The organism is Herbaspirillum sp. Her4, assembly GCF_057961335.1.
Genome location: NZ_CM176330.1, coordinates 1,612,995 through 1,635,173 on the forward strand (window position 1 = coordinate 1,612,995; position 22,179 = coordinate 1,635,173).

Genomic DNA, 22,179 nt, shown 5'->3' on the forward strand with positions numbered 1-22,179 from the left:
CCGATTGCGGTTAGACTCCGGCAGGGGATGAAGCCGGCGTGCGAAAAATGCCAGCTTGTCCGGTGCCATGAAAGCGGTCTGCAAGGACCGCTTTTTCATCTTGGCGCTCCCCCGCATCACCATCACTTCCACCACAACGAGGCCAAGTGCCACCAAGATGGAGAACCCGATGAACGACCTTCGCAATGATTTCAACAGCCTGCTGGGCCAGAGCAACCTGTCCGGCAACGCTGATCGCCGCACCTTCCTCAAGACTGCGCTGGGCACCGGCTTTGCCGCCGCCGTGCTGCCGGTGTGCGCGCAGACCATGATCAAGACCGATACCCAAGGCCTGACCGCAGGCGAGGTATCCATCGACGTCAACGGCCAGCGCGTGCCGGCCTATCGCGCCCAGCCCGAGGGCAAGACCGGCCTGCCGGTCATCATCGTGGTCTCCGAGATCTTCGGCGTGCATGAGCACATCGCCGACATCGCGCGCCGTTTCGCCAAGCTGGGCTACCTGGCCATCGCACCGGACTTCTTCGTGCGCCAGGGCAATCCCATGGCCTATACCTCCATTGCCGAGCTGCAGAAGGAAATCATTTCCAAGGTGCCCGATGCGCAGGTCATGGGCGACATTGATGCCTACGTGAAATGGGCCGGCGAGAACGGCGGCGACATCAAGCGCCTGGGTATCAACGGCTTCTGCTGGGGCGGCCGCATCGTGTGGCTCTACAGCGCCCACAACCCCCAGGTAAAGGCCGGGGCCGCCTGGTATGGCCGCCTGGTGGGCGACAAGACCGCGCTGTTCCCGCAACAGCCCATCGATATCGCGCCCACGCTGAAGACGCCGGTCATCGGCCTCTACGGCGGCAAGGACCAGGGCATCCCGGTATCCACCGTGGAGCAGATGAAGGAAGCCCTGCAGAAGGCAGGCAACAAATCCGAATTCCATGTGTACATGAATTCGGGCCATGCCTTCAACGCCGACTACCGTCCCAGCTATGTGGAGGCGGACGCCAAGGATGCGTGGAGCAAGGTCGTGGCTTTCTTCAAGCAGCATGGCGTGGCCTGATGTTGATGCAATAATTTGGCGAGCTTCTTGTTGGTGCGCTTCTGATGCAGATCAAGGCAGGGCGCACCAAGATGTGCAGCCCGCAGGCAAAGGGACGGAATTCTCCGTCCCTTTTTCATTGAACCGCAGAAAGAACACATGGGTTTACGGCGCTTCCGGCCTTGGCACGCCGTTTGCTAAAGAAGCGATTGAGTAGAAGCGGCTAGCAGTCGGTAACGAAGACACTTACCTTCTTGCGGGGCATTGCTCGTGACGCCATCGGAGCCTTCCGGTGGTCCCTCTCTTTTGACAGGACACGAGACCATGCACATTGCCCGAGCGCCTTCTCATTCTGCGTTGCCGTTTTTCGCAATACTCCCCCTGATCGATTCCCTTTCCGGCAATGCCATCCGAGGTGGGCGATGAACGCCGTCACCGATCGTTTCAATGGTAGTGCCGACACCACACTGCCTTTGCGGGTGAGGGCAGTGCGCCACGCGGCCGAAGGGATTCGTCTCTTTGAACTGGTGGCGCAGGAGGGTGCCGCGTTGCCGCCCTGGACGCCGGGCGCGCACCTGCGCCTGCATTTGCAAGACGGTCTGGTGCGTGCCTATTCCCTCTGCAATACGCCGCAACAGCGCGACTGCTATGTGATTGCCGTCAAGCGCGAGAGCGATTCGCGCGGTGGATCCGCCTTCCTGCATGAACAGGTGCAGGCGGGTATGGCGATCAGCGCATCGTCTCCCGTCAATGCCTTTCCCCTCATCGCCGACACCCGCGCGCCCTTGCTGCTGGCCGCTGGCATCGGCATCACGCCGCTGCATGCGATGGCCGCCGAGATGGCCGCGCAGGGCAGACGTCATCGCCTGCATTACTTCGCGCGCAGCCTGGCACACGCTGCATTTTTCCATGAACTGGCCGCCTGTTCGCAAGGCATGTCGCTGCACCTGGGGCTGGACGGTAGTGAGACCGAGCGTGCCATCGCAGCGGCGCTCGCAGCCGTGCCGTCTTCGTCGCCGCTCTATGTGTGCGGTCCTGCACCTTTCATCGAGGCCGCGCGCCGGCATGCGCAACTGGCGGGCTGGCGCGAGCAGGACATTCATTTCGAATGGTTCGCTGCGCCTGTGGTGGCGAATGTCGAATCGCAATCTGCTGCGCAGGCTTACGCCGAAGAGCACGTCTTCGAACTGGTCCTGCAGCGTTCCGGCCTGCGCTGCGACGTGCAGCCCGGCCAGAGCATCGTCGCTGCCGCCGCGCAACTGGGCGTGGTCATCGGCACCTCCTGCGGCGAAGGTTTCTGCGGCAGTTGCGAGAGCACCGTGCTGGACGGCCAGCCCCTGCATCGCGACAGCGTGCTCTCTGACGCCGAACGCGCCAGTGGCCGCCGCATCCTGCCCTGCGTATCGCGCTGTGCCGGCACGCGATTGGTTCTGGATCTGTAATTGGTTAGCACGCAAAGCAAGTTCAACCCACCTGGAGAGGAAGGCTATGAAGAAGCAATCGATGCAAAAGCGGACATTCCTGCGGCACCTGGCCGCGCTGTGGCTGGGCGCGGCTGCCCTGTCGGTGACGGGCCTGGCCCATGCCGAGGACAAGGTCACGCTGCTGTCGAACTGGTATGCGCAGGCCGAGCACGGCGGCTTCTACCAGGCGGTGGCCAAGGGTATCTATAAAAAATATGGGATGGATGTGACCATCAAGATGGGTGGTCCGCAGGTCAACAACATGCAGATCCTGGTGGCCGGGCAGGCTGACTTCAGCATGGGCTATGACTTCACGGTGATGAAGGGGATCGAGCAGGGACTGCCGCTGGTGACTGTCGGTACGTCCTTCCAGTCCGACCTGCAGGGCATGATGACGCATGATGATGTCAGCAGCTTGGGTGGTCTCAAGAGCAAGACCATCCTGGTCGCTGGCTCGGGCCAGTCGAGCTGGTGGCCGTGGCTCAAGTCCAAGTACGGCTACACCGATGCGCAGTCCAAGGCCTACACCTTCAACCTGCAGCCCTTCTTTGCCGATCCCAACATCGCGCAGCAGGCTTATCCCTCGTCCGAACTGTTCCAGGCCGACAAGGCCGGCGTGAAGAGCAAGTTCTTCCTCTTCGCCAGCGAAGGCTATCCGCCTTATGGCACCACCATCGTTACGCTGCAGAAGACCGTCGCCACCAAGCCTGACCTGGTGCAGCGCTTCGTCAAGGCGACTGCCGAAGGCTGGAAAAGCTACCTGGAAGACCCGGCACCGGCGAATGCCCTCATCAAGGCCGACAACAAGAACATGGGCGATGAGCAACTGGCCTATGCCCTGGGCAAGCTCAAGGAACTCAAGGTCGTCACCGGGGGGGATGCGGCCAAGATGGGCATCGGCGTGATGACCGATGAGCGCTGGAAACAGACCTATGACGTCATGGTCGCCACCGGCCTGCTCAAGGCGGGGACCGATTATCACAAGGCCTACACCACCCAGTTCGTCAAGGACATGAAGGTCATGCCCTGATGTTGTGACCCGCCGATCGCTGCTGCCTTGTGCTGTCCGCAGCAGCGATCCCCTTCGCGTGAGGACGCCATGATTCCCTACACAGTACCCATGACCGCGCGCCGCATTCCGGTGATCGATTTCGCCGATGCGTTCTCGCCCGAACTGGCCCGCCGCGAGGCGCTGGCCTGGGAGATCCACAAGATCTCGCGTGACGTGGGGTTCTTCTACCTGGTCAATCACGGTGTCGCGCCCTCGCTGGTCGAGCAGCAATTCGATTGGGCGCGGCGTTTCTTTGCCTTGCCCCAGACCAGCAAATCGGCCATCGACATGCGGCATTCTCCGTCCGGCTACGGATACGAGCGCATGGGCGCGCAGGCCCTCGATGAAGGATCGCCCGCCGATTTGAAGGAAGGCTTCCAGTTCGGCTTTGACATCGCGCCCGATCATCCGTATGTACAACGCGGCCTGCTGCGCTATGGCCACCACCTGTGGCCGCAGGATCTGCCGGGTTTCGAAGAGCACTCACGGCTGTATTACGACGCCGTGCGCGCCCTGTCGCATCGCCTGCTGGGCATGATCGCACTGTCGCTGGAGATGCCCGAGGATTTCTTCGAGCCGGTGCTGCAGGCACCCATCGCCACCCAGCGCATGCTGCACTATCCGCCCCAGCCTGACGGTGCCCGCCACAACCAGATCGGTGCCGGGGCCCATACCGATTGGGGCCTGGTCACCATCCTCGCGCAGGACGACATCGGCGGACTGGAAATCTGCAATGCCGATGGCCAATGGGTGAGCGCGCCTCCCATCGCGGAAAGTTTCGTGGTCAACATCGGCGACCTGTTGCAGCGCTGGAGCAATGACCTGTATCACAGCAATGCGCATCGCGTGCTCAATGCGGGCAGTGCACCGCGCTATTCCCTGCCGTTCTTCCAGGATGGCGACCAGGCGGCGGTGGTGGCCTGCCTGCCCAGTTGCTGTAGCGATGAACGCCCGGCGCGCTACGCCCCCTGCACCATCGGTGACTACCTGGAAATGAAAGTGAAGCAGACCTTCGGGGCGGTAGCGGCGGCCTGAGCTGCCGCATGACACCTCGAAGCCAATGTATTTCGGCGAAGGCGACCGTGTTGGCACGCCGGCCGGAACACTGCGAACCATGGCGTTCGCAGTCCAAGCAGAAGGAGCAGCCTCATGCTGGTAACTCAACAAAAAGTCTTGCGCAAGTTCTGGTACGCGCTCATGCCCGTCACGCAATTGAAGGATGGTCCGCAGCCCTTCACGCTGTTGGGAGAGAAACTGGTGGTATGGCTCAAGGAGGACGGCTCACCCGCAGCCTTGCAGGACCGCTGCTGCCATCGCACGGCGAGGTTGTCCAAGGGCTTCGTGGAAAACGGCAACATCGTCTGCGGCTATCACGGCTGGACCTTCAACGGCGAGGGCGCCTGCGTGCGCGTGCCGCAGAGCGTGGATGGCAGCGTGCCGTCCGGTGCCTGCGTGAAGTCGTATTTCTGCAAGGAACGCTACGGTTATGTATGGGTGGCGCTGGAAGAACCGCTGCGCGATATCCCGGAGTTTCCCGAGGATGGCGCGCCCGGCTATCGGCGCATCTTCCAGTTCTACGAGCGCTGGGAGACCAGTGCCCTGCGCATGATGGAAAACTCCTTCGACAACTCCCACTTCAGCTACGTGCATCGCGCCACCTTCGGCCTGTATGACCAGCCCAAGCCGGAGAAATACGAGATCGAGGAAACCGACTACGGCTTCGAAGCCGAAACCCGCGTGCCCATCAAGAACGTTCCGGCCAGCCATCGCGTCACCGGCAGCACCGCCGACACCACGGTGCGCCACATGTTCAACCGCTGGTACCTGCCCTTCGTGCGCCGCTTTGGCTGCACCTATCCGGAGAGCGGCCGCCATCACATCATCTACAACTGCGCCACGCCCATCGATGATGGTGCCATCATGCTGTCGCAATGGCTCTATCGCAACGATACCGAAGAAGAGTGTTCCGAAGCCGAGCTGATCGCCTGGGATGCCCCCATCCTGGTGGAAGACCGCGAGATCCTGGAGGCCACCGACCCCGATGCCTGCATCGACGTGCGCCGCCGCCAGGAATTTCACATGGCCTCGGATCGGCCCGGTCTCATCATGCGCCGCATGCTGCTGCAATTGCTGGAAGAGCACGGCGAATCCGAAGTGTTCCGCATCCACCCCGCTGCATGAACCCGCCAGGAGATCCCATGGACAGAGATGAATTCGCCATGTCGCAGGCCGCGGCATGGGAGCAGGAGAGGGCGGCCGCAGCGGCTGCTGAGGCGGGTACGCCGCCGGTGCTGTCGGCACAGCGGGTGGAGAAGACCTATCGCAACGGCACGCGCGCGCTGGACGAGGTGAAGCTCGATATCGGGCGCGGCGAGTTCGTCTCGCTGCTGGGGCCGTCGGGCTGCGGCAAGAGCACCTTGCTGAAGATGTTTGCCGGGCTGGAAGAACCGTCCCACGGCCACATCCGCTGGTGGGGCGGCAACCTGGCCACGGTGGGCACGCCTGAACGCACGCTGGCCATGGTGTTCCAGGAAGCCACCCTGATGCCCTGGGCCACGGTGGAGCAGAACGCAAGGCTGCCGCTGGAGCTGCGCCACGTGCCGCGCGCGCAGGCCGATGCGCGGGTGGCCGAGGCCTTGAAACTGGTGGGCCTGGAAAAATTCCACAAGGTGCTGCCGCGCGAACTGTCGGGCGGCATGCAGATGCGGGCGTCCATTGCCCGTGCGCTGGCGACCTCGCCCAATCTGCTGCTGATGGATGAACCCTTCGGGGCTCTGGATGAATTCACCCGCAACAAGCTCGACGCCGACCTGCGCGACATCTGGAGCAAGCAGGACCTGACCGTGGTCTTCGTCACCCACAGCATCTATGAAGCGGTGTTCCTGTCCTCGCGCGTGATCGTGATGGCAGCCCGCCCCGGGCGGGTGATTGCGGATGTGGCCATCGAGGTGGACGGTCCGCGCGATGAAGCTTTCCGTATTTCGGCCCCCTTCATGCAGTACTGCAAGACGCTTTCCGATTACCTCACGCTGGCCAACCAGCAAGGAGACGGCCATGAAGCCCAACACTGATCCGCTGGTCAATCGTCCCGGGTTCTGGCGCGTGGTCGCGCCGCTGTCCATTGGCATCGCCCTGCTGCTGATGTGGCAGATCGTCTGCACGCTGCTGGAGGTGCCGCCTTACCTGGTACCCACGCCCGCGCTGATTGCCAAGACCCTGGTGGCCGATTGGGGCATGCTGATGGAGTCGCTGCTGGTCACGCTGAAGATCACCTTCCTGGCCTTCGTGCTGGCGGTGATCCTGGGCGTGTCCATCGCTTTCGTGTTCGTGCAGAGCCGCTTTATCGAGGTCAGTCTCTTCCCTTACGCGATCATCCTGCAGGTCACGCCCATCGTCGCCATCGCTCCGCTCATCATCATCTGGGTCAAAGACACCACGGCCGCGCTGACGGTATGCGCCACCATCATGGCGCTGTTCCCCATCATCTCCAACACCACGCTGGGACTGCGCAGCGTCAATCCGGGCCTGCTCAACCTGTTCCGGCTCAACAAGGCCACGCGCTGGCAGACCTTGCGCCGCCTGCGCATTCCCAGTGCCTTGCCGTATTTCTTTGGCGGCCTGCGTATTTCAAGCGGGCTGGCGCTGATCGGGGCGGTGGTGGCCGAGTTCGTGGCGGGCACCGGTGGAACCGGATCGGGACTGGCCTACCAGATCCTGCAGGCGGGTTTCCAGCTCAATATTCCGCGTCTGTTTGCGGCCCTGCTGCTCATCACGCTGACCGGCATCCTGCTGTTCTGGCTGATGAGTGCGCTTTCGCGCGCCATGCTGGCCGGCTGGCATGAGAGCGAGATGGCATGATGACGACTGTCCAAGGAGCCGACCTGTCATGAACACTTTCTTGATCCGCAACCTGCAGGCCATCCTCACCGGCCTGCCCGGCGAGGCCGCGCGCCACGCCGGTCCCGACATCCGCGTGGCCGATGGGGTGATTGCCGCCATCGGAAAGCTCGACGCACTGCCCGGTGAGAACGTGATCGATGCCAGCGATTGCGTGGCCTATCCGGCCTGGGTCAATACCCATCATCACCTGTTCCAGTCGCTGTTGAAGGGGGATCCGCTGGGCATCAATGCCACGCTCACGCCCTGGCTGGCGGCCACGCCTTATCGCTATCGCGCCAAATTCGATGCCGAGCTGTTCCGCCTGGCTGCGCGCATCGGCATGGTCGAACTGATGCGCTCGGGCTGCGGCACGATTGCCGATCACAACTACCTGTATTACCCCGGCATGCCGTTTGATACCTCGGAGATCCTGTTCGAGGAAGCGGAGAAGCTGGGACTGCGCTTCGTGCTGTGCCGGGGCACCGCCACCCGCACGCGGCAGCTGGAGGCGGAGTTGCCCAGTGCACTGCGTCCGGAGACGCTCGATGCTTTCCTGACCGACATGCAGCGCCTGGCCAGGCGCTTCCATGATCCCGCGCCCGCTTCGATGCGGCGCGTGGTGATGGCACCGACCACGCCGCTGTATTCGGCGGCCCCGGAGGAAATGCGTACCATCGCCGATGCCGCGCGGGCGTTGGGTTTGCGACTGCATAGCCATCTCTCGGAGACCGTCGGCTACCAGGACAGCGCACACGCCATGCATGGCTGCCGCCCGGTGGAATTTTGCGAGCGCATCGGTTGGCTGGGGCCAGACGTGTGGTTTGCGCATCTGGTGAAGCTCGATGCCGAGGAAATTGCCTTGCTGGGAAGTACCGGAACGGGCATCGCCCATTGCCCGCAAAGCAATGGTCGCCTGGGCAGCGGCATCGCCCCGATCCGGGCGCTGGAGGCAGCGGGCGTGCCGGTGTCCATTGGCGTGGATGGTGCGGCCTCCAACGAGGCGGCCGACATGATCTCGGAAACGCACGCCGCCTGGCTGATGCAGCGCGCCCGGCGCGGCCAGGAGGCGACTCCGACGTTCCGGGGCGGGGCTTTCGAAGGCGGTGCCGATGAAGCGACGGTGGAGGATGTGGTGCGCTGGGGTACGACCGGTGGCGCCCGGGTGCTTGGCCTGGACGGACTGCAGGGCCTGCAGGTGGGTCAGCAAGCTGACATTGCCTTGTACCGGCTGGATGATCCGCGCTACTTTGGCTTGCATGATCCGGCCATCGGCCCCGTGGCCTCGGGTGGGCGGCCTTTCCTGAAGGCAATGTGGGTCGGCGGCCGCGCCGTGGTTCGCGATGACGCCATCCCCGGCGTGGATCTGGCCGAACTCGGTGCGCAGGCGAGGCAGGCTGTCAAAAAGATGCTCGAAGGCAATTGAGGCTGGCAAAGCCGGCTGCATGCGGCCGGCTTTGCGCGCGCTGCCCCACGAGCCACATGGGATCCCGGCCAAAACTGCTAAAATGCCGGGATGATCAAGAGACGCAATTCTCCCTTCAGTTTCTCAGCCGAGGATTTCGACGAATCCGTGGATTCCTTTGGCGCTTTCGACCCATTCCATTCCGACGCCCCTTCCCGCCACGCTGCCGGCTCCGATGCCAGCGGCCAGGCCGAGGGCGACGATGCCGCTGACGAGGTCCGTCCCCCGCTGGAACTGGACCTGACCAATCATTTCCTGATCGCCATGCCGTCCATGCTGGACCCGATCTTCGGCGGCACCGTGGTCTATCTTTGCGAGCACAACCACAACGGCGCGCTGGGCGTGGTCATCAACAAGCCCACCGACATGACCATGGATGTGCTGTTCGACCGCATCAATCTCAAGCTGGAGATCCGGCCCGACACCCCCGATGCCATGCCCGAGCTGTATCGCCGCCCGGTCATGTTCGGCGGCCCGGTGCAGGTGGAGCGCGGCTTCGTGCTGCATTCGACCTCGGAAAAATATTCCTCGACCCTGCAGGTTACCGATGAGGTCGCGCTGACCACCTCCAAGGACGTGCTCGAAGCGGTGGCCCACGGTGATGGCCCCGAGCGCGTGCTGGTCACCCTGGGTTGCTCGGGCTGGAGCCCGGGCCAGCTCGAAGGCGAGATCGGCCGCAATGGCTGGCTGACGGTCAAGGCTGACCCTGCCATCATTTTTGAGTTGCCGGTGGAGCAACGCTTCACGGCGGCGCTGGCCCTCTTGGGCATCGATCCGGTGATGCTGTCCGGCGACGCCGGCCGGGCCTGAGGGAGCGGGGACGTTTGGATACCATCCTGGCCTTCGACTTCGGCTTGAAGCGCATCGGCGTGGCCGTGGGCAATACCGGCCTGAAGCAGGCGCAGCCGCTGGCGGTGATCAGCGAAGCGACCAACGACGGCAAGTTCGCGGCCATTGCGCGCCTGATTGCGGAGTGGCAACCGGCGCGCTGCGTGGTCGGCCTGCCCCTGCATCCGGACGGTGCCGAGCACGAGATGAGCGTGCGCTGCCGCCGCTTTGCCAACCAGTTGCACGGCCGCTACGGGCTCGAGGTCACGCTGGTGGATGAACGCTACAGTTCGGCGGTCATCCAGCACCAGCGCGGCGAACAGATCGACGACCAGGCGGCCGCCATCATTTTGCAGCAATACTTTGACGACGCACATTCATGAGCACAACACCTTCCCAGCTTGATGCAGAAGCGCTGTACCAAACCTTGGTACAGCAGATCCAAGCCGGCCTGCAGGGCGCAACCGAGGTTGCGCTGGTGGGCATCCACTCCGGCGGTGCCTGGCTGGCTGAACGCCTGGCTACCGAACTGGGCCTGGCCGAGCGCCTGGGCTTCGTCGACGTGTCCTTTTACCGTGACGATTTTTCCGAGAAGGGCCTGCGCGCTGACGTGAAGCCCAGCCAAATTCCCTTCGATGTCGAGGGGGCCACCATCCTGCTGGTCGACGACGTGCTCTACACCGGCCGCACTACACGGGCCGCCATCAACGAACTGTTCGACTATGGCCGTCCGGCGCGCGTGCTGCTGGCGGCGCTGGTGGACCGCGGTGGCCGCGAGCTGCCCATTGCCGCCGATTTCGTCGCGGCCTCGGTCGAACTCAGCAAACAAGAAAACCTGCAACTGCAACGCGCCGACGACGGCCGCTTCTCCCTTACGGTGGTCCATGCTTAATCCCCAACTCAACAAAAACGGCGAACTGCAACACCTGCTGACCATCGAGGGCCTGCCGCGCTCGATCCTGACGCACATCCTCGATACTGCCTCGTCCTTCGTCAGCATCGGCGACCGCGAAGTCAAGAAGGTGCCGCTGATGCGCGGCAAGAGCGTCTTCAACCTGTTCTTCGAGAACTCCACGCGCACCCGTACCACCTTCGAGATCGCCTCCAAGCGCCTCTCGGCGGACGTGATCAACCTCAACATCCAGGCCTCCAGTACCAGCAAGGGCGAGTCGCTGCTGGACACCATCGACAACCTGGCGGCCATGCACGCCGACATGTTCGTGGTGCGCCACGCGCAATCGGGCGCGCCCTTCCTGATCGCCAAGCACCTGATCGATACGAAGCAGTCACACGTCCACGTGGTCAACGCCGGTGACGGCCGCCACGCGCACCCGACCCAGGGTCTCTTGGACATGTACACCATCCGTCACTACAAGAAAGACTTCACCAACCTGCGTGTGGCCATCGTCGGCGACATCCTGCACAGCCGCGTGGCGCGCTCGGACATTCACGCGCTGACCACCTTGGGCGTGCCGGAAGTGCGCGCCATCGGTCCGCGTACCTTGCTGCCCAGCGGCCTGGAGCAGATGGGCGTGCGCGTCTTCCACAACATGGAAGAGGGCTTGAAGGATGTGGACGTCATCATCATGCTGCGATTGCAGAACGAGCGCATGAGCGGTGCCTTGCTGCCGTCGGCGCAGGAGTTCTTCAAGAGCTACGGCCTGACCCCGGAACGCCTGGCCCTGGCCAAGCCGGATGCCATCGTCATGCACCCCGGCCCGATGAACCGCGGCGTGGAAATCGATTCGGCCGTGGCCGATGGTGCACAGGCCGTGATCCTGCCGCAGGTGACCTTCGGCATTGCGGTGCGCATGGCGGTCATGAGCATCGTGGCTGGCAATTGAATTGAGTGTGGTGTCCTGAATCTGCCCTTCGATACGCCGCTGCGCGGCTACTCAGGGCGAACGGAGTCGATGTTTGACGATCCCGTTTCACCTGAGCCCGTTCGGGCTGAGTAGGCCCGCAGGGCCGTATCGAAGTCAGCGCACGGTGTGCGCGATCAGAAGTAGAGGTGAGCATGGCGTTTTATGTTTATCTTTTACGCTGTTCGGATGGAAGCTATTACGTAGGCCATACGGACAATATCGAGACGCGGATTGCACAGCATCAGTCTGCTGCATTGAAGTGCTATACCTCGACTCGGCTGCCGGTGCAGTTGCTGAAGACGGAAAGCTTCGATACCAGAGATGAGGCTCTGGCAGCGGAGCGACAATTGAAGGGCTGGACTCGCAGGAAAAAAGAAGCCTGGCTCGCAGGAAATTTTGAAGAATTAAGACGACTCGCTAAAAAGACATTCAACTGATGAAACTGCATATCAAGAACGGCCGCCTGATCGACCCGGCCAACGGCATCGATGCCCAGCAGGATGTGTATGTGGCCGCCGGCAAGATCGTTGGCGTCGGCCAGGCCCCGGCCGACTTCGTGGCCAACAAGACCATCGACGCTACCGGCCTGATCGTGGCTCCCGGCCTGGTGGACCTGTCGGCCCGCTTGCGCGAGCCCGGCTACGAATACAAGGCCACGCTGGAATCCGAAATGCAGGCCGCCATCCAGGGCGGCGTGACCAGCCTGGTCTGCCCGCCGGATACCGACCCGGTGCTGGACGAACCTGGCCTGGTGGAAATGCTCAAGCACCGCGCCCGCTCGCTGAATCAGGCCCACGTCTATCCGCTGGGCGCGCTCACCGCCGGCCTCAAAGGAAAAGCGCTGACCGAAATGGCCGAGCTGACCGAAGCCGGCTGCATCGGCTTCTCGCAAGCCGAAGAGCCGATCACCGATACCACCGTGCTGCTGTCGGCCCTGCAATACGCCAAGACCTTCAACTACACCGTCTGGCTGCGCCCGCAGGACCCGCACCTGGGCCGCACCGGCATCGCCCACAGCGGCCCGGCCGCTTCGCGCCTGGGTTTGTCGGGCGTGCCGGTGATGTCGGAGACCATTGCGCTCTATACCCTGTTCGAACTGATGCGCGCCACCGGTGCCCGCGTCCACCTGTGCCGCATGTCCTCGGCCGCCGGTCTGGAGCTGGTGCGCCAGGCCAAGAGCGAAGGCCTGCCGGTGACCTGCGATGTGGGTGTACACCACATCCATCTGTGCGACCTGGACATCGGCTTCTTCGATTCCAATGCCCGCATGACGCCGCCGCTGCGCTCGCAGCGCGACCGTGAAGCGATCCGCACGGCCTTGCTGGATGGCACCATCGATGCCGTCTGCTCGGATCACACCCCGGTCGATGACGATGAGAAGCTGCTGCCCTTCGGCGAAGCCTCGCCGGGCGCAACCGGCCTGGAACTGCTGCTGTCGCTGTCGCTGAAGTGGGCGCTGGAGACTGAAGGCGAGGGCAAGGAAGTACTGTCCAAGGCCATCTCCAAGGTGACCCATCGCGCCGCCAAGGTGGCTGGTCTGAAGGCCGGCAACCTGGCCGTGGGCAGCGTGGCCGACCTGTGCCTGTTCGATCCCAATACCTTGTGGAAGGTGCAGGGCTCGGCACTGGCCAGCCAGGGCAAGCACACCCCGTTCCTGGGCTATGAGCTGCCGGGCGTGGTCAAGGCGACCATCGTCTCGGGGCATATTGCCTTCGAGCGCTGAAAACCTGTCGCTTGATTTTCAGTTTGATTTTTTCTTGATCGATGGTTGATTGCGGGCAACTTCGATCTTGAATTTCGATCAAGCCGTTTTTCGTCACGACGATTCGATCACGACCTCATCAAGACCCGAATACGCCATGTTCGTTTTCCGTTTGCTGCGCCTGGTCGCGCATCTCTTCAAGGGCATGGCGGTCTGTGCCTTCCTGTTCCCGTTCACCTCCGAGAAGGGGCGGGAGGCGCACATCCGGCGCTGGTCGCGCAAGCTGCTGCGCATCTGCGGCATCGCCATCAAGATCGACAGCCCGCTGCCGATTCCGCGTTCGCTGCTGGTGTCCAATCATGTGAGCTGGTTGGACATCTTCGTGGTCAATTCTCTGCAGCCCTGCCGTTTCGTGGCCAAGTCGGAAATCCGCAGCTGGCCCCTGATCGGCTGGCTGTGCGCCAAGACCGGCACCATCTTCATTTCGCGCGGCAAGGCCAGCGACGTGCGGCGCATTTTCAAAGGCCTGGTGGAAAGCATCGAGAAGGACGAGCACGTCGCCTTCTTCCCCGAAGGCACGACCGCCGCGCAGGGCACGCTGCTGCCTTTCCACGCCAACCTGTTCGAGGCCGCCATCGATGCCAAAGCCCCGGTGCAGCCGTATGCGCTGCGTTATGTGGATGGCGAGGGCCGGCTGCATCCGGCGGCTGATTTCATCGGGGACATGTCCATCGCCGAGAGCATCATGAGCATCCTCAAGTCCAAGGGGATGACGGCCGAACTGAAGCAATTGCCCCTGATCAGCACGGACGGCGCGCATCGCCGCGACCTCGCGCGCACTGCGCGTGAAGTCATTGCCACCGGACTGGGATACTCGCCGGAATCGCTCAGCCCGGCCGCCGCGCCTGCGGACACTGCACCTGGAACAGCGCCCGATCCTCAAGTCGCACCGCACTGAGCTTGCCGCCCCAGACGCATCCGGTGTCGAGAGCGATCAGGTTGGGGCGCATCACCAGACCCAGTGTGGACCAGTGACCGAAGACCACGGTCACGTCTTCGGTCCTCCTCCCTGGTACCTCGAACCAGGGCATCAGTCCTTCCGGCGCTGCCGCCGCGCCTTCCTTCACCGCAAAATCCATCGTCCCGTCCGCCTGGCAGAAGCGCAGGCGGGTGAAGGCATTGATGATGCAGCGCAGGCGCTCGTGGCCGGTCAGGTCATCGCTCCAGCGATCGGGCTGGTTGCCGTACATGTGGCGCAGGAAGTCCATCCACTGGTTGCTGCGCAGCATGGTTTCCACTTCGCTGGCCAGGGCCAGGGCTTGTTGCAGGTCCCATTGGGGCAGCACGCCGGCATGCACGATCAGGTGGCCTTGTTCGTGGATGGCCAGGGGACGATGGCGCAGCCAGTCGATAAGCTCCTCACGGTCGGGGGCGTTGAGGATATCGTCGAGGGTGTCGTCGCGGTGCGCCGGGCGGATGCCGCAGGCCACGGCCAGCAGGTGCAGGTCATGGTTGCCCAGGACGGACCGGGTGCGCTCGCCCATCTGCATCACTGTGCGCAGGGTGTGAAGGGATTGGGGGCCGCGGTTGATGAGGTCGCCGGCGAAGATGAGGCGCCAATGGCTGCGGTCCGCGCCAAGCTGGCCGAGCAATGACTGAAGGGGCTGGAGGCAGCCTTGCAGGTCACCGACGACATGAGTCGAGGAGTGTTTCATGATGTTAAATTTCTTACGATCATTGTGATGATGTATTAAAGTGATGGTTTGCATCATAAGCGCGTCATTATGACGCTCACAGGTTGCAATCACATTATCCGAGTCTCACTTCATGATGAATCGATGCATCTCTTTGGCGATTCGTATCCGCGCGCGCATGCGTCGTCCAAGCGTCAAAGCGAAAGAAGAGCGTTGCGCGCACTTGATGGAGTCTGCCAGACTGGCCTTGGAAGAGGGTAGATATGAGGCCGCGCTTCCGCTGTACGAAGCTTGGTGCAACAAAATGCCTGCTGATTTGTCTGGCCATGTTGGCCTCGGAATCTGCCTGCTGGAGCTAAGTCGCGCCGAGGAATGCGTACGCCGGATGGAGGCAGTGCGCGCTACGCTGCCCGAGCATGAGCTGGTCCTGGGTTTGCTCGCTCGTGCCTACGCAGCTTTGAGAAATGCCGATGCCCTGCTGGATGCCTGGCAGCGGTGGAATGCCTGCGTTGGCGACCGGGCCACAGCCGAGTTCTTTGCACAGACTGTTCACATGTGGGGCTTGCTGGGTGGCGAGCTCAGTGCATCCCAAGGGGCTGATCCTATGCTCCAGCGGCTGATCTACCAGCCAGACGCTACGGTGGCTGCCGATGCTGTGCCAGCGCTGTGTAATGCGATGTTCCATTTTCATGAATATGACAGGCCGGTCTTTCTGCAGCGAATGGCTCACATTCGTAGGTTCTGCGTGTTGCACGGCATCGATGGGCAGCGATGCAAGGCCGCAGCTGTCCTGGTGCTGACCTTTGATCTGGTCGACGACGCGCAACGGCGCCTTTTGCTAAGGCAATACTTGGCTGGATTCGAGGTGTACTCGCATTGGGCATTCGTGTTGATCGGCAGCGCCTTCAACGAAATCTGGGACGCTGCCTTGCGCCAAACCGTGAAAAATGTCGGGATTGTCGGCGGATTGTTGGCGGAGAGTACCGTGCACTTTGGTCAATGCCGTCCGGAAACCCTGTATCGCTATTTTTTGCTGGCAAGTGTTTGCAATCCGCCTGTACGTGGGGCTTTGGCCGAAGAGGTGGGGCGGCGTCCTCCAGAAGCGCTGGGGGCTGTCTGCGCTGATCTTGTCAGGCTGATGACTGCGCATCGCAACTCCAATGCGCGCCATGACCAATCGACGATGCGCCCGACTCGTCGGCTCAAGATTGCGGTTTGCGTATCGGGCCAGTTGCGTGGTTTCCAGCAGTCGTTCCAAAGCTGGCGGCACCTTGGTCTTCATGACCATGAACCGACTTTTTTTGTGCATACTTTGCGCGACACGGGTGCCGGTGCTCCCGTGCCGCCCAAAGATGAGCGGTGCTTGCCGCCAGCATTTTCCAGGGCATATCGCCACGCGTGGCAGCAGCATGGCGCGGCGGTGATGCGCGAACGCTATCCGGCCTTTTTCTCCCTTTGGAGGGGATGCAGCGAAGAAGCCCGTGTAGATGAGCTGGCAGCTTTTTACGGTACTCCGCACGTCTGGGTGGACGATGAGCGCGATGAGGCATTTCGGCGTATGAGCAATGCTGAAAAAATGTACTACAAGATCGAGCGTTGCAATAAGGCAGTCAAGGCCCTTCGAGAGCAGTTCGACCTGGTAGTGCGCTTGCGTCCGGATATGTTGCTTACGGGCAACGCAAAACTGGATTGGTCCTTCATATACCAGAATTGCCATATGAATGATGTTCTTTATAGTGAGCACTATTCGAGATATCTGTTCCCTAATATCGGTTATGCGATGCCGGATCAGTTCGCCATTGCCAGACCCGAGGTCATGGACTCCTACGCAAATGCTTACCGCATGACCCAAGACAATCATACGCGGAAGGTCTTTGAACATCTTCCCACCCGATGCCTGGCCCATCGCAATGTGGCTTATTCCACCCTGTATGGGGCAGTCGACGTGGTGGCCATGCCGCTGGCCTGCACATTGGTATCGACTTATCGCCCATCCCCGGCCGATATGGTTGCGGCACTCTTGCAAGATGCCTTGGGGCGGATGGACGAAACGGACCTGCAGTTGTTAAACGTTGCAAGGGAAATGCATTGACGCGCTCTTGTTCAAAAGACAGGTGGCAGGGGAAATGCAAGCGAAGTCGCTGCAACTTTGGTAGTGAGAATCATCCTCGTTTGTGGTCCTGCGAACCCCTCTTTCCACCCTGGATGCACTTGCTTGATGCAGAACGCGAATGTTAGACTCCGACTCGAATAAAACCTGATTGGTATACTGACCAGTTAGATCGTTTACAACGCAGCCCATTCGCAGCATTCCTTCCCGCGGGGGAGGCTGTGGATGGGCCGCGTCGTTTTATAGGTAGCAATCAGTCAAATCGTCTGGGAAAAATTAATGAGTATTCTTGTTACCGGTGGCGCCGGATTCATTGGATCCAATTTCGTGCTTGACTGGTTTGCCCAAAGTGACGAGCAAGTCATCAATCTCGATAAGCTGACCTACGCCGGTAATCCTGAAAACCTGGCCCCCCTTTCCACTCATTCCGGGCATGTTTTCGTTCAGGGCGATATCGGCGATACCGGGCTGGTCAATGAGCTATTGAAAAAGTATCAACCGCGTGCGGTGGTGAACTTTGCTGCCGAGTCGCATGTGGACCGTTCTATCCTTGGCCCTGAAATTTTTGTGCAGACCAATGTGATTGGCACGTTCAGACTGCTCGAGTCGGTGAAGTCCTATTGGCAGACACTCGAGGGGCAAGAGTGCGAGTCCTTCCGTTTCCTTCATGTTTCTACCGATGAAGTTTATGGGTCGCTTGAGGCGGATGCGCCTGCCTTTACCGAGCGGCACCAATATCAACCCAACAGCCCTTATTCAGCCAGCAAGGCGGCCAGCGACCATATGGTCCGTGCTTACCATCACACCTACGGCCTGCCTGTGCTGACGACCAATTGCTCGAATAATTATGGCCCTCTTCATTTTCCCGAGAAGCTGATTCCACTTGTGATCGCCAATGCGCTTGCTGGTGAACTGCTGCCTGTCTATGGCGACGGGCTCCAGCGACGCGACTGGCTGTACGTCAAGGATCACTGCTCGGCCATTCGTGTGGTTCTGCAAAAGGGAAAGGCTGGTGAAGTCTATAACGTCGGCGGTTGGAACGAACAATGCAATATCGACATCGTGAGCCGTATATGTGCGTTGCTTGATGAATTCCGTCCCCGTGCTGATGGGGTGTCTTACAGCACCCAGATCCGCCATGTTGCCGACCGGCCAGGGCACGACCGCCGCTACGCCATTGACGCCACCAAGATCGAGAGCGAGCTCGGCTGGAAGCCGGCTGAGACCTTCGAGACAGGTATTCGCAAGACGGTCGAGTGGTATCTCGATAATCAGGGGTGGACTGAGCGCGTGCGTTCGGGCGCCTATCGTGAATGGCTGCAACAGAATTATTCTGATCGAAGCGTATGAAGATACTTCTTTTCGGTTGCGACGGGCAGGTCGGTTGGGAACTGCAGCGTAGTCTGGCAGTGCTTGGCGAGCTGATCTCTTTGCGTCGCACCGATGACCGCCGTTGTGGCGATCTGACCAATCTCGACGGCATCGCGGCAACAATCAAGGAGATCCGACCGGATGTGATTGTCAACGCCGCAGCCTATACCGCTGTGGACAAGGCCGAATCAGACAAAGACACGGCAGCGCTGATCAATGCTCGCGCGCCCGGTGTCATGGCGCGAGAAGCTGCTGCCATCGGTGCTTTGCTGGTGCATTATTCCACCGACTATGTGTTCGACGGCAGCGGCGTTTCGCGCTGGAAGGAAAACGATGCCGTTGCGCCCCTCAGTGTCTATGGCCAGACCAAGCTGGAGGGCGAGCTGGCCATCGTGGCAAGCGGTTGCCGGCACCTGATTTTGCGTACCAGTTGGGTGTATGCCGCGCGTGGCAGCAATTTTGCCAAGACAATGCTGCGCCTGGCCGCATCCCGCGAAACGCTCAATGTTGTTGCAGACCAGATTGGCGCTCCTACCAGTGCAGAATTGCTGGCCGATGCGGCGGCTCACGCCATTTCCCGCTGCATGGCCCAATCCGGCCTGGATGGCATCTATCATCTGACGGCTGCCGGTGAGGTGTCATGGCATGGCTATGCAAGGTTCGTGATCGACTACGCGCGTCAGGCCGGAGTGGAGCTTCTGGCCACTGCCGAACAAGTATTTCCGGTTTCCTCCAGCGAGTTTCCCGTAGCAGCCCAGCGTCCGCTTAATTCGCGGCTGGATACCACCAAATTCCGCGAGACGTTCGGGGTTCGTCTGGCTCCCTGGCAGGACGGCGTTGTCCGTATGCTGGCTGAAATAACAGAGAAAAAGATATGAGTCTAAAAGTTCGTAAGGGCATCATTCTGGCCGGAGGTGCCGGTACCCGTTTGCATCCAGTGACCAAGGTCGTGTCCAAGCAACTGCTGCCGGTGTACGACAAACCGATGATCTACTACCCGTTAAGCACATTGATGCTTGCGGGAATCAGGGAAGTTCTGATCATCTCGACCCCCCAGGACACGCCGCGCTTCGAGCAGCTGTTGGGGGATGGGCGCGACTGGGGGATGCAGATTTCATATGCCGTGCAGCCCAGCCCGGACGGGCTGGCACAAGCATTTATCATTGGCCGTGAATTTCTCGCCGATTCGCCCAGCGCCCTGGTGCTGGGCGACAATATTTTCTACGGCCACGATTTGCAGCCGATGCTCGAGGATGCATCGCGGGCGAGCGAGAATGCCACTGTTTTTGCTTACCACGTACAGGATCCCGAGCGGTATGGCGTGGTTGGGTTCGACGAGCAGGGACGAGCGACTTCGCTGGAAGAGAAACCAGCGGTTCCAAAGAGCAACTACGCAGTGACCGGGCTTTATTTTTACGACGGCCGTGCGCCCGAGCTGGCCGCTTCGCTCAAACCGTCGGCGCGAGGCGAGCTGGAAATCACCGACCTCAATCGTATCTATCTCGAGGAGGGCAAGCTCAACGTCAAGATGATGGGGCGCGGCTACGCTTGGCTTGACACCGGTACCCATGAAAGCTTGAGCGAGGCCGGCAGGTTCATCCAGATTATTGAAGAGCGTCAGGGACTCAAGGTTGCCTGTCCTGAAGAGATCGCTTTCCGCAAGGGGTTCATCGACGCCGCGCAGCTTGAGAGCTTGGCGCAGCCTTTGATCAAAACCGGCTACGGAAAGTATTTGAAACGTATCGTTGAAGGTGGTTGAGAGATGAAGGCCATTCCGACTGGTATCAAGGATGTCGTGATCATCGAGCCGCAAGTGTTCGGTGACGCCCGAGGTTATTTCTACGAGAGCTTTAACGAACGCAAATTTAACGAGTTGATTTGCCGGGAAGTGAAGTTCGTGCAGGACAATCAGAGCCGCTCGGCGCGTAATGTGCTGCGCGGGCTTCACTACCAGATTCAGCAAGCCCAAGGTAAGCTGGTACGAGTGATTCAAGGCAGTGTGTACGATGTGGCAGTGGATATCCGCCGACAATCCCCTTCCTTCGGCCAATATGTAGGGGTAGAGCTGAGTGCAGACAACAAAAGGATGCTGTGGATTCCAGAGGGTTTTGCGCACGGGTTCGTCGTACTGTCAGATAGCGCTGAATTTGTCTACAAGACCACCGACTATTGGGCGCCCGAACATGAGCGCTGCATTGCCTGGAACGACCCTGCCATCGCCATCGAGTGGCCTGAACTCGACGGCCAGCCCCTCGTTTCTGCCAAGGATGCGCAAGGCGTGAATCTGCTCTCGGCTGAAGTATTCGAATGACCCGCTAGTGCCGTATAAAGTAACTACTGGAAATTTATATGCTCAATATCGTAATTCCGATGGCCGGCGCCGGAAGCCGTTTTGCCAAGAACGGTTATAAGGATCCCAAGCCTCTCATTCCCGTCCATGGCGTGCCGATGATCAAGCTGGTGATTGATAATCTGCGTCCTGCGGTTCCCCATCGTTTCATTTTCATCTGTCAGAACGCGCATATTGCAGCTTACGGCCTTACCGAGAAGCTCGCCGACTGGGCGCCAGGCAGCATCATGATCGGCATCGATGGTGTCACGGAAGGGGCGGCCTGTACGGTACTGACCGCCAAGCAATACATCAACAACGACGATCCGCTGATGATTGCCAACAGCGACCAGTACGTCGATGTCGACATCAATGCCTACCTTGATGCCATGACTGAGCGCAGCTTGGACGGCATCATCATGACCATGGGAGCCAATGATCCCAAGTGGTCTTTCGTTGGACTCGATGCCGCTGGTGCGGTCACGCGGGTAGTGGAAAAGGAAGTGATTTCCAGTGAAGCTACGGTGGGAATCTACAATTTTGCCAAGGGCAGCGATTACGTCTCGGCAGCCGAGGGCATGATTGCAGCCGATGAGCGTGTTAATGGCGAGTTCTATGTGGCGCCAGTGTATAACCAGCTCATCAAGGCGGATTCCAAAATAGGTTTCTACAATATCGGGCAAGACCGCGCTGGTATGTATGGGTTGGGTATCCCGGCCGATCTGGAAGATTTCCTGCAATTGCCCGTTTCGCAGCGAGCCGTCAAGGGACAGCAATGATCATTATCAGCCATCGAGGCTACTGGACGACGGTGCCCGAGAAGAATGGAGCCGTTGCGTTTCGCCGCTCCTTCGACCTCGGTTTCGGTACGGAAACCGATGTCCGCGACCTCAACGGGAAACTGGTCATTTCCCACGACATGCCCCTGTCCGGGGCGATGCCATTCACCGAATTTTTGGCATTGACCGATGGCAAATTGCCGCTTGCGCTTAACATCAAGTCGGATGGACTGGCAGAGCTGCTGAAAATGGAAATGGCTGGTTACGACCGGTCTGCCTGGTTCGTCTTCGACATGGCCATTCCCGACATGCGGATGCATCTCAAAGCAGGCAATCCGGTATTCGCGCGGATGAGCGAGGTCGAGAGGGTCCCCGCATGGCTCGATGAATGCGAGGGTATCTGGCTGGATAATTTTGACGTCGAATGGTTCGACGAATCCATCGTGGCAGGCTTGCTCGACACTGGCAAGCGTGTATGCGTAGTCTCGTCGGAGCTGCATCGCCGCGATTACTCTGCGCTGTGGGAGATGCTGCGGCCGCTGGCAAACCGTGAGAACCTGATGTTGTGTACCGATGTGCCAGAGCAGGCGCAGGATTTTTTTAGGATCTGACC

The 22,179-nt window shown here is 60.7% G+C and carries 23 protein-coding genes; 22 read left to right on the top strand and 1 reads right to left on the bottom strand.

Features of this window, described 5'->3' with window-relative positions; genetic code table 11:
* The first annotated feature begins 169 nt into the window (after window positions 1-169).
* The 15 genes from ACWFUC_RS07385 to ACWFUC_RS07455 all read left to right on the top strand — a co-directional run bounded on the left by ACWFUC_RS07385 (window position 170) and on the right by ACWFUC_RS07455 (window position 14,241).
* Entirely contained in the window at window positions 170-1,054 is an 885-nt protein-coding gene (locus ACWFUC_RS07385; RefSeq protein WP_209580101.1) for a dienelactone hydrolase family protein, read from the top strand.
* Window positions 1,055-1,455: 401 nt separating this feature from the next.
* On the top strand, window positions 1,456-2,475 hold the full coding sequence (locus tag ACWFUC_RS07390; RefSeq protein WP_343724216.1) for a PDR/VanB family oxidoreductase: 1,020 nt from the start codon (window positions 1,456-1,458) through the stop codon (window positions 2,473-2,475).
* Between the two features lie 61 nt (window positions 2,476-2,536).
* On the top strand, window positions 2,537-3,526 hold the full coding sequence (locus ACWFUC_RS07395) for an ABC transporter substrate-binding protein (RefSeq protein WP_489624516.1): 990 nt from the start codon (window positions 2,537-2,539) through the stop codon (window positions 3,524-3,526).
* A gap of 69 nt (window positions 3,527-3,595) precedes the next feature.
* A complete protein-coding gene (locus tag ACWFUC_RS07400; RefSeq protein ID WP_489624517.1) occupies window positions 3,596-4,582 on the top strand; it encodes an isopenicillin N synthase family dioxygenase in 987 nt (328 codons plus the stop codon).
* Between the two features lie 114 nt (window positions 4,583-4,696).
* Complete coding sequence (locus ACWFUC_RS07405) at window positions 4,697-5,728, top strand: aromatic ring-hydroxylating dioxygenase subunit alpha (RefSeq protein ID WP_039789311.1); 1,032 nt, start codon at window positions 4,697-4,699, stop codon at window positions 5,726-5,728.
* A 17-nt stretch (window positions 5,729-5,745) separates the two neighbouring features.
* Window positions 5,746-6,618, top strand: coding sequence for an ABC transporter ATP-binding protein (locus tag ACWFUC_RS07410; RefSeq protein WP_034330925.1), 873 nt, complete (start codon window positions 5,746-5,748; stop codon window positions 6,616-6,618).
* Window positions 6,602-7,405, top strand: coding sequence for an ABC transporter permease (locus ACWFUC_RS07415; RefSeq protein WP_039789316.1), 804 nt, complete (start codon window positions 6,602-6,604; stop codon window positions 7,403-7,405). Before ACWFUC_RS07410 ends, ACWFUC_RS07415 begins: the two co-directional genes overlap by 17 nt.
* Window positions 7,406-7,433: 28 nt before the next feature.
* Window positions 7,434-8,849, top strand: coding sequence for an amidohydrolase family protein (locus ACWFUC_RS07420; protein WP_489624518.1), 1,416 nt, complete (start codon window positions 7,434-7,436; stop codon window positions 8,847-8,849).
* A 90-nt stretch (window positions 8,850-8,939) separates the two neighbouring features.
* The gene (locus ACWFUC_RS07425; RefSeq protein WP_198516533.1) at window positions 8,940-9,698 is read left to right on the top strand and encodes a YqgE/AlgH family protein; all 759 of its coding nucleotides are present in this window, start codon (window positions 8,940-8,942) and stop codon (window positions 9,696-9,698) included.
* A 14-nt stretch (window positions 9,699-9,712) separates the two neighbouring features.
* A complete protein-coding gene (gene ruvX / locus ACWFUC_RS07430; protein ID WP_008334858.1) occupies window positions 9,713-10,099 on the top strand; it encodes a Holliday junction resolvase RuvX in 387 nt (128 codons plus the stop codon).
* A complete protein-coding gene (gene pyrR / locus ACWFUC_RS07435; RefSeq protein WP_121042729.1) occupies window positions 10,096-10,608 on the top strand; it encodes a bifunctional pyr operon transcriptional regulator/uracil phosphoribosyltransferase PyrR in 513 nt (170 codons plus the stop codon). The genes ruvX and pyrR overlap by 4 nt, the downstream gene beginning before the upstream one ends.
* Window positions 10,601-11,560 (top strand): aspartate carbamoyltransferase catalytic subunit, encoded by a 960-nt coding sequence (locus ACWFUC_RS07440; RefSeq protein ID WP_008334861.1) that lies wholly within the window; start codon window positions 10,601-10,603, stop codon window positions 11,558-11,560. The genes pyrR and ACWFUC_RS07440 overlap by 8 nt, the downstream gene beginning before the upstream one ends.
* A gap of 173 nt (window positions 11,561-11,733) precedes the next feature.
* Complete coding sequence (locus tag ACWFUC_RS07445; RefSeq protein ID WP_489624519.1) at window positions 11,734-12,018, top strand: GIY-YIG nuclease family protein; 285 nt, start codon at window positions 11,734-11,736, stop codon at window positions 12,016-12,018.
* Window positions 12,018-13,304: a dihydroorotase gene (locus ACWFUC_RS07450; RefSeq protein WP_039789323.1), complete on the top strand. Its 1,287-nt coding sequence runs from the start codon at window positions 12,018-12,020 to the stop codon at window positions 13,302-13,304. The genes ACWFUC_RS07445 and ACWFUC_RS07450 overlap by 1 nt, the downstream gene beginning before the upstream one ends.
* A gap of 136 nt (window positions 13,305-13,440) precedes the next feature.
* Window positions 13,441-14,241, top strand: coding sequence for a lysophospholipid acyltransferase family protein (locus ACWFUC_RS07455; RefSeq protein ID WP_489637515.1), 801 nt, complete (start codon window positions 13,441-13,443; stop codon window positions 14,239-14,241).
* Here ACWFUC_RS07455 and ACWFUC_RS07460 read toward each other — a convergent pair.
* Window positions 14,171-14,998 (bottom strand): symmetrical bis(5'-nucleosyl)-tetraphosphatase, encoded by an 828-nt coding sequence (locus ACWFUC_RS07460; RefSeq protein ID WP_489637516.1) that lies wholly within the window; start codon window positions 14,996-14,998, stop codon window positions 14,171-14,173. The genes ACWFUC_RS07455 and ACWFUC_RS07460 overlap by 71 nt on opposite strands.
* 112 nt (window positions 14,999-15,110) lie before the next feature.
* Between ACWFUC_RS07460 and ACWFUC_RS07465 the strand changes: the two genes are divergently transcribed.
* The 7 genes from ACWFUC_RS07465 (at window position 15,111) to ACWFUC_RS07495 (ending at window position 22,177) form a co-directional block, all read left to right on the top strand.
* Window positions 15,111-17,069, top strand: a complete 1,959-nt coding sequence (locus ACWFUC_RS07465) for a tetratricopeptide repeat protein (RefSeq protein WP_489637517.1) — start codon at window positions 15,111-15,113, stop codon at window positions 17,067-17,069.
* Between the two features lie 297 nt (window positions 17,070-17,366).
* Window positions 17,367-18,437 (top strand): dTDP-glucose 4,6-dehydratase, encoded by a 1,071-nt coding sequence (gene rfbB / locus ACWFUC_RS07470; protein ID WP_489624523.1) that lies wholly within the window; start codon window positions 17,367-17,369, stop codon window positions 18,435-18,437.
* On the top strand, window positions 18,434-19,336 hold the full coding sequence (gene rfbD, locus ACWFUC_RS07475) for a dTDP-4-dehydrorhamnose reductase (protein ID WP_489637518.1): 903 nt from the start codon (window positions 18,434-18,436) through the stop codon (window positions 19,334-19,336). The genes rfbB and rfbD overlap by 4 nt, the downstream gene beginning before the upstream one ends.
* Entirely contained in the window at window positions 19,333-20,217 is an 885-nt protein-coding gene (gene rfbA / locus ACWFUC_RS07480) for a glucose-1-phosphate thymidylyltransferase RfbA (protein ID WP_489624525.1), read from the top strand. Before rfbD ends, rfbA begins: the two co-directional genes overlap by 4 nt.
* Before the next feature lie 3 nt (window positions 20,218-20,220).
* Complete coding sequence (gene rfbC / locus ACWFUC_RS07485) at window positions 20,221-20,769, top strand: dTDP-4-dehydrorhamnose 3,5-epimerase (protein ID WP_489624526.1); 549 nt, start codon at window positions 20,221-20,223, stop codon at window positions 20,767-20,769.
* 38 nt (window positions 20,770-20,807) lie between these two features.
* Window positions 20,808-21,566: a glycosyltransferase family 2 protein gene (locus tag ACWFUC_RS07490; RefSeq protein WP_489624527.1), complete on the top strand. Its 759-nt coding sequence runs from the start codon at window positions 20,808-20,810 to the stop codon at window positions 21,564-21,566.
* Window positions 21,563-22,177: a PI-PLC domain-containing protein gene (locus ACWFUC_RS07495; RefSeq protein ID WP_489624528.1), complete on the top strand. Its 615-nt coding sequence runs from the start codon at window positions 21,563-21,565 to the stop codon at window positions 22,175-22,177. The genes ACWFUC_RS07490 and ACWFUC_RS07495 overlap by 4 nt, the downstream gene beginning before the upstream one ends.
* Window positions 22,178-22,179 lie beyond the last annotated feature (2 nt).

Excerpts from the sequence above, each read along its gene's own strand:
- ACWFUC_RS07385 (WP_209580101.1), top strand. The coding sequence starts at position 170 with ATGAACGACCTTCGCAATGATTTCAACAGCCTGCTGGGCCAGAGCAAC.
- ACWFUC_RS07390 (WP_343724216.1), top strand. The coding sequence starts at position 1,456 with ATGAACGCCGTCACCGATCGTTTCAATGGTAGTGCCGACACCACACTG.
- ACWFUC_RS07395 (WP_489624516.1), top strand. The coding sequence starts at position 2,537 with ATGCAAAAGCGGACATTCCTGCGGCACCTGGCCGCGCTGTGGCTGGGC.
- ACWFUC_RS07400 (WP_489624517.1), top strand. The coding sequence starts at position 3,596 with ATGATTCCCTACACAGTACCCATGACCGCGCGCCGCATTCCGGTGATC.
- ACWFUC_RS07405 (WP_039789311.1), top strand. The coding sequence starts at position 4,697 with ATGCTGGTAACTCAACAAAAAGTCTTGCGCAAGTTCTGGTACGCGCTC.
- ACWFUC_RS07410 (WP_034330925.1), top strand. The coding sequence starts at position 5,746 with ATGGACAGAGATGAATTCGCCATGTCGCAGGCCGCGGCATGGGAGCAG.
- ACWFUC_RS07415 (WP_039789316.1), top strand. The coding sequence starts at position 6,602 with ATGAAGCCCAACACTGATCCGCTGGTCAATCGTCCCGGGTTCTGGCGC.
- ACWFUC_RS07420 (WP_489624518.1), top strand. The coding sequence starts at position 7,434 with ATGAACACTTTCTTGATCCGCAACCTGCAGGCCATCCTCACCGGCCTG.
- ACWFUC_RS07425 (WP_198516533.1), top strand. The coding sequence starts at position 8,940 with ATGATCAAGAGACGCAATTCTCCCTTCAGTTTCTCAGCCGAGGATTTC.
- pyrR (WP_121042729.1), top strand. The coding sequence starts at position 10,096 with ATGAGCACAACACCTTCCCAGCTTGATGCAGAAGCGCTGTACCAAACC.
- ACWFUC_RS07440 (WP_008334861.1), top strand. The coding sequence starts at position 10,601 with ATGCTTAATCCCCAACTCAACAAAAACGGCGAACTGCAACACCTGCTG.
- ACWFUC_RS07445 (WP_489624519.1), top strand. The coding sequence starts at position 11,734 with ATGGCGTTTTATGTTTATCTTTTACGCTGTTCGGATGGAAGCTATTAC.
- ACWFUC_RS07450 (WP_039789323.1), top strand. The coding sequence starts at position 12,018 with ATGAAACTGCATATCAAGAACGGCCGCCTGATCGACCCGGCCAACGGC.
- ACWFUC_RS07455 (WP_489637515.1), top strand. The coding sequence starts at position 13,441 with ATGTTCGTTTTCCGTTTGCTGCGCCTGGTCGCGCATCTCTTCAAGGGC.
- ACWFUC_RS07460 (WP_489637516.1), bottom strand. The coding sequence starts at position 14,998 with ATGAAACACTCCTCGACTCATGTCGTCGGTGACCTGCAAGGCTGCCTC.
- ACWFUC_RS07465 (WP_489637517.1), top strand. The coding sequence starts at position 15,111 with ATGATGAATCGATGCATCTCTTTGGCGATTCGTATCCGCGCGCGCATG.
- rfbB (WP_489624523.1), top strand. The coding sequence starts at position 17,367 with ATGAGTATTCTTGTTACCGGTGGCGCCGGATTCATTGGATCCAATTTC.
- rfbD (WP_489637518.1), top strand. The coding sequence starts at position 18,434 with ATGAAGATACTTCTTTTCGGTTGCGACGGGCAGGTCGGTTGGGAACTG.
- rfbA (WP_489624525.1), top strand. The coding sequence starts at position 19,333 with ATGAGTCTAAAAGTTCGTAAGGGCATCATTCTGGCCGGAGGTGCCGGT.
- rfbC (WP_489624526.1), top strand. The coding sequence starts at position 20,221 with ATGAAGGCCATTCCGACTGGTATCAAGGATGTCGTGATCATCGAGCCG.
- ACWFUC_RS07490 (WP_489624527.1), top strand. The coding sequence starts at position 20,808 with ATGCTCAATATCGTAATTCCGATGGCCGGCGCCGGAAGCCGTTTTGCC.
- ACWFUC_RS07495 (WP_489624528.1), top strand. The coding sequence starts at position 21,563 with ATGATCATTATCAGCCATCGAGGCTACTGGACGACGGTGCCCGAGAAG.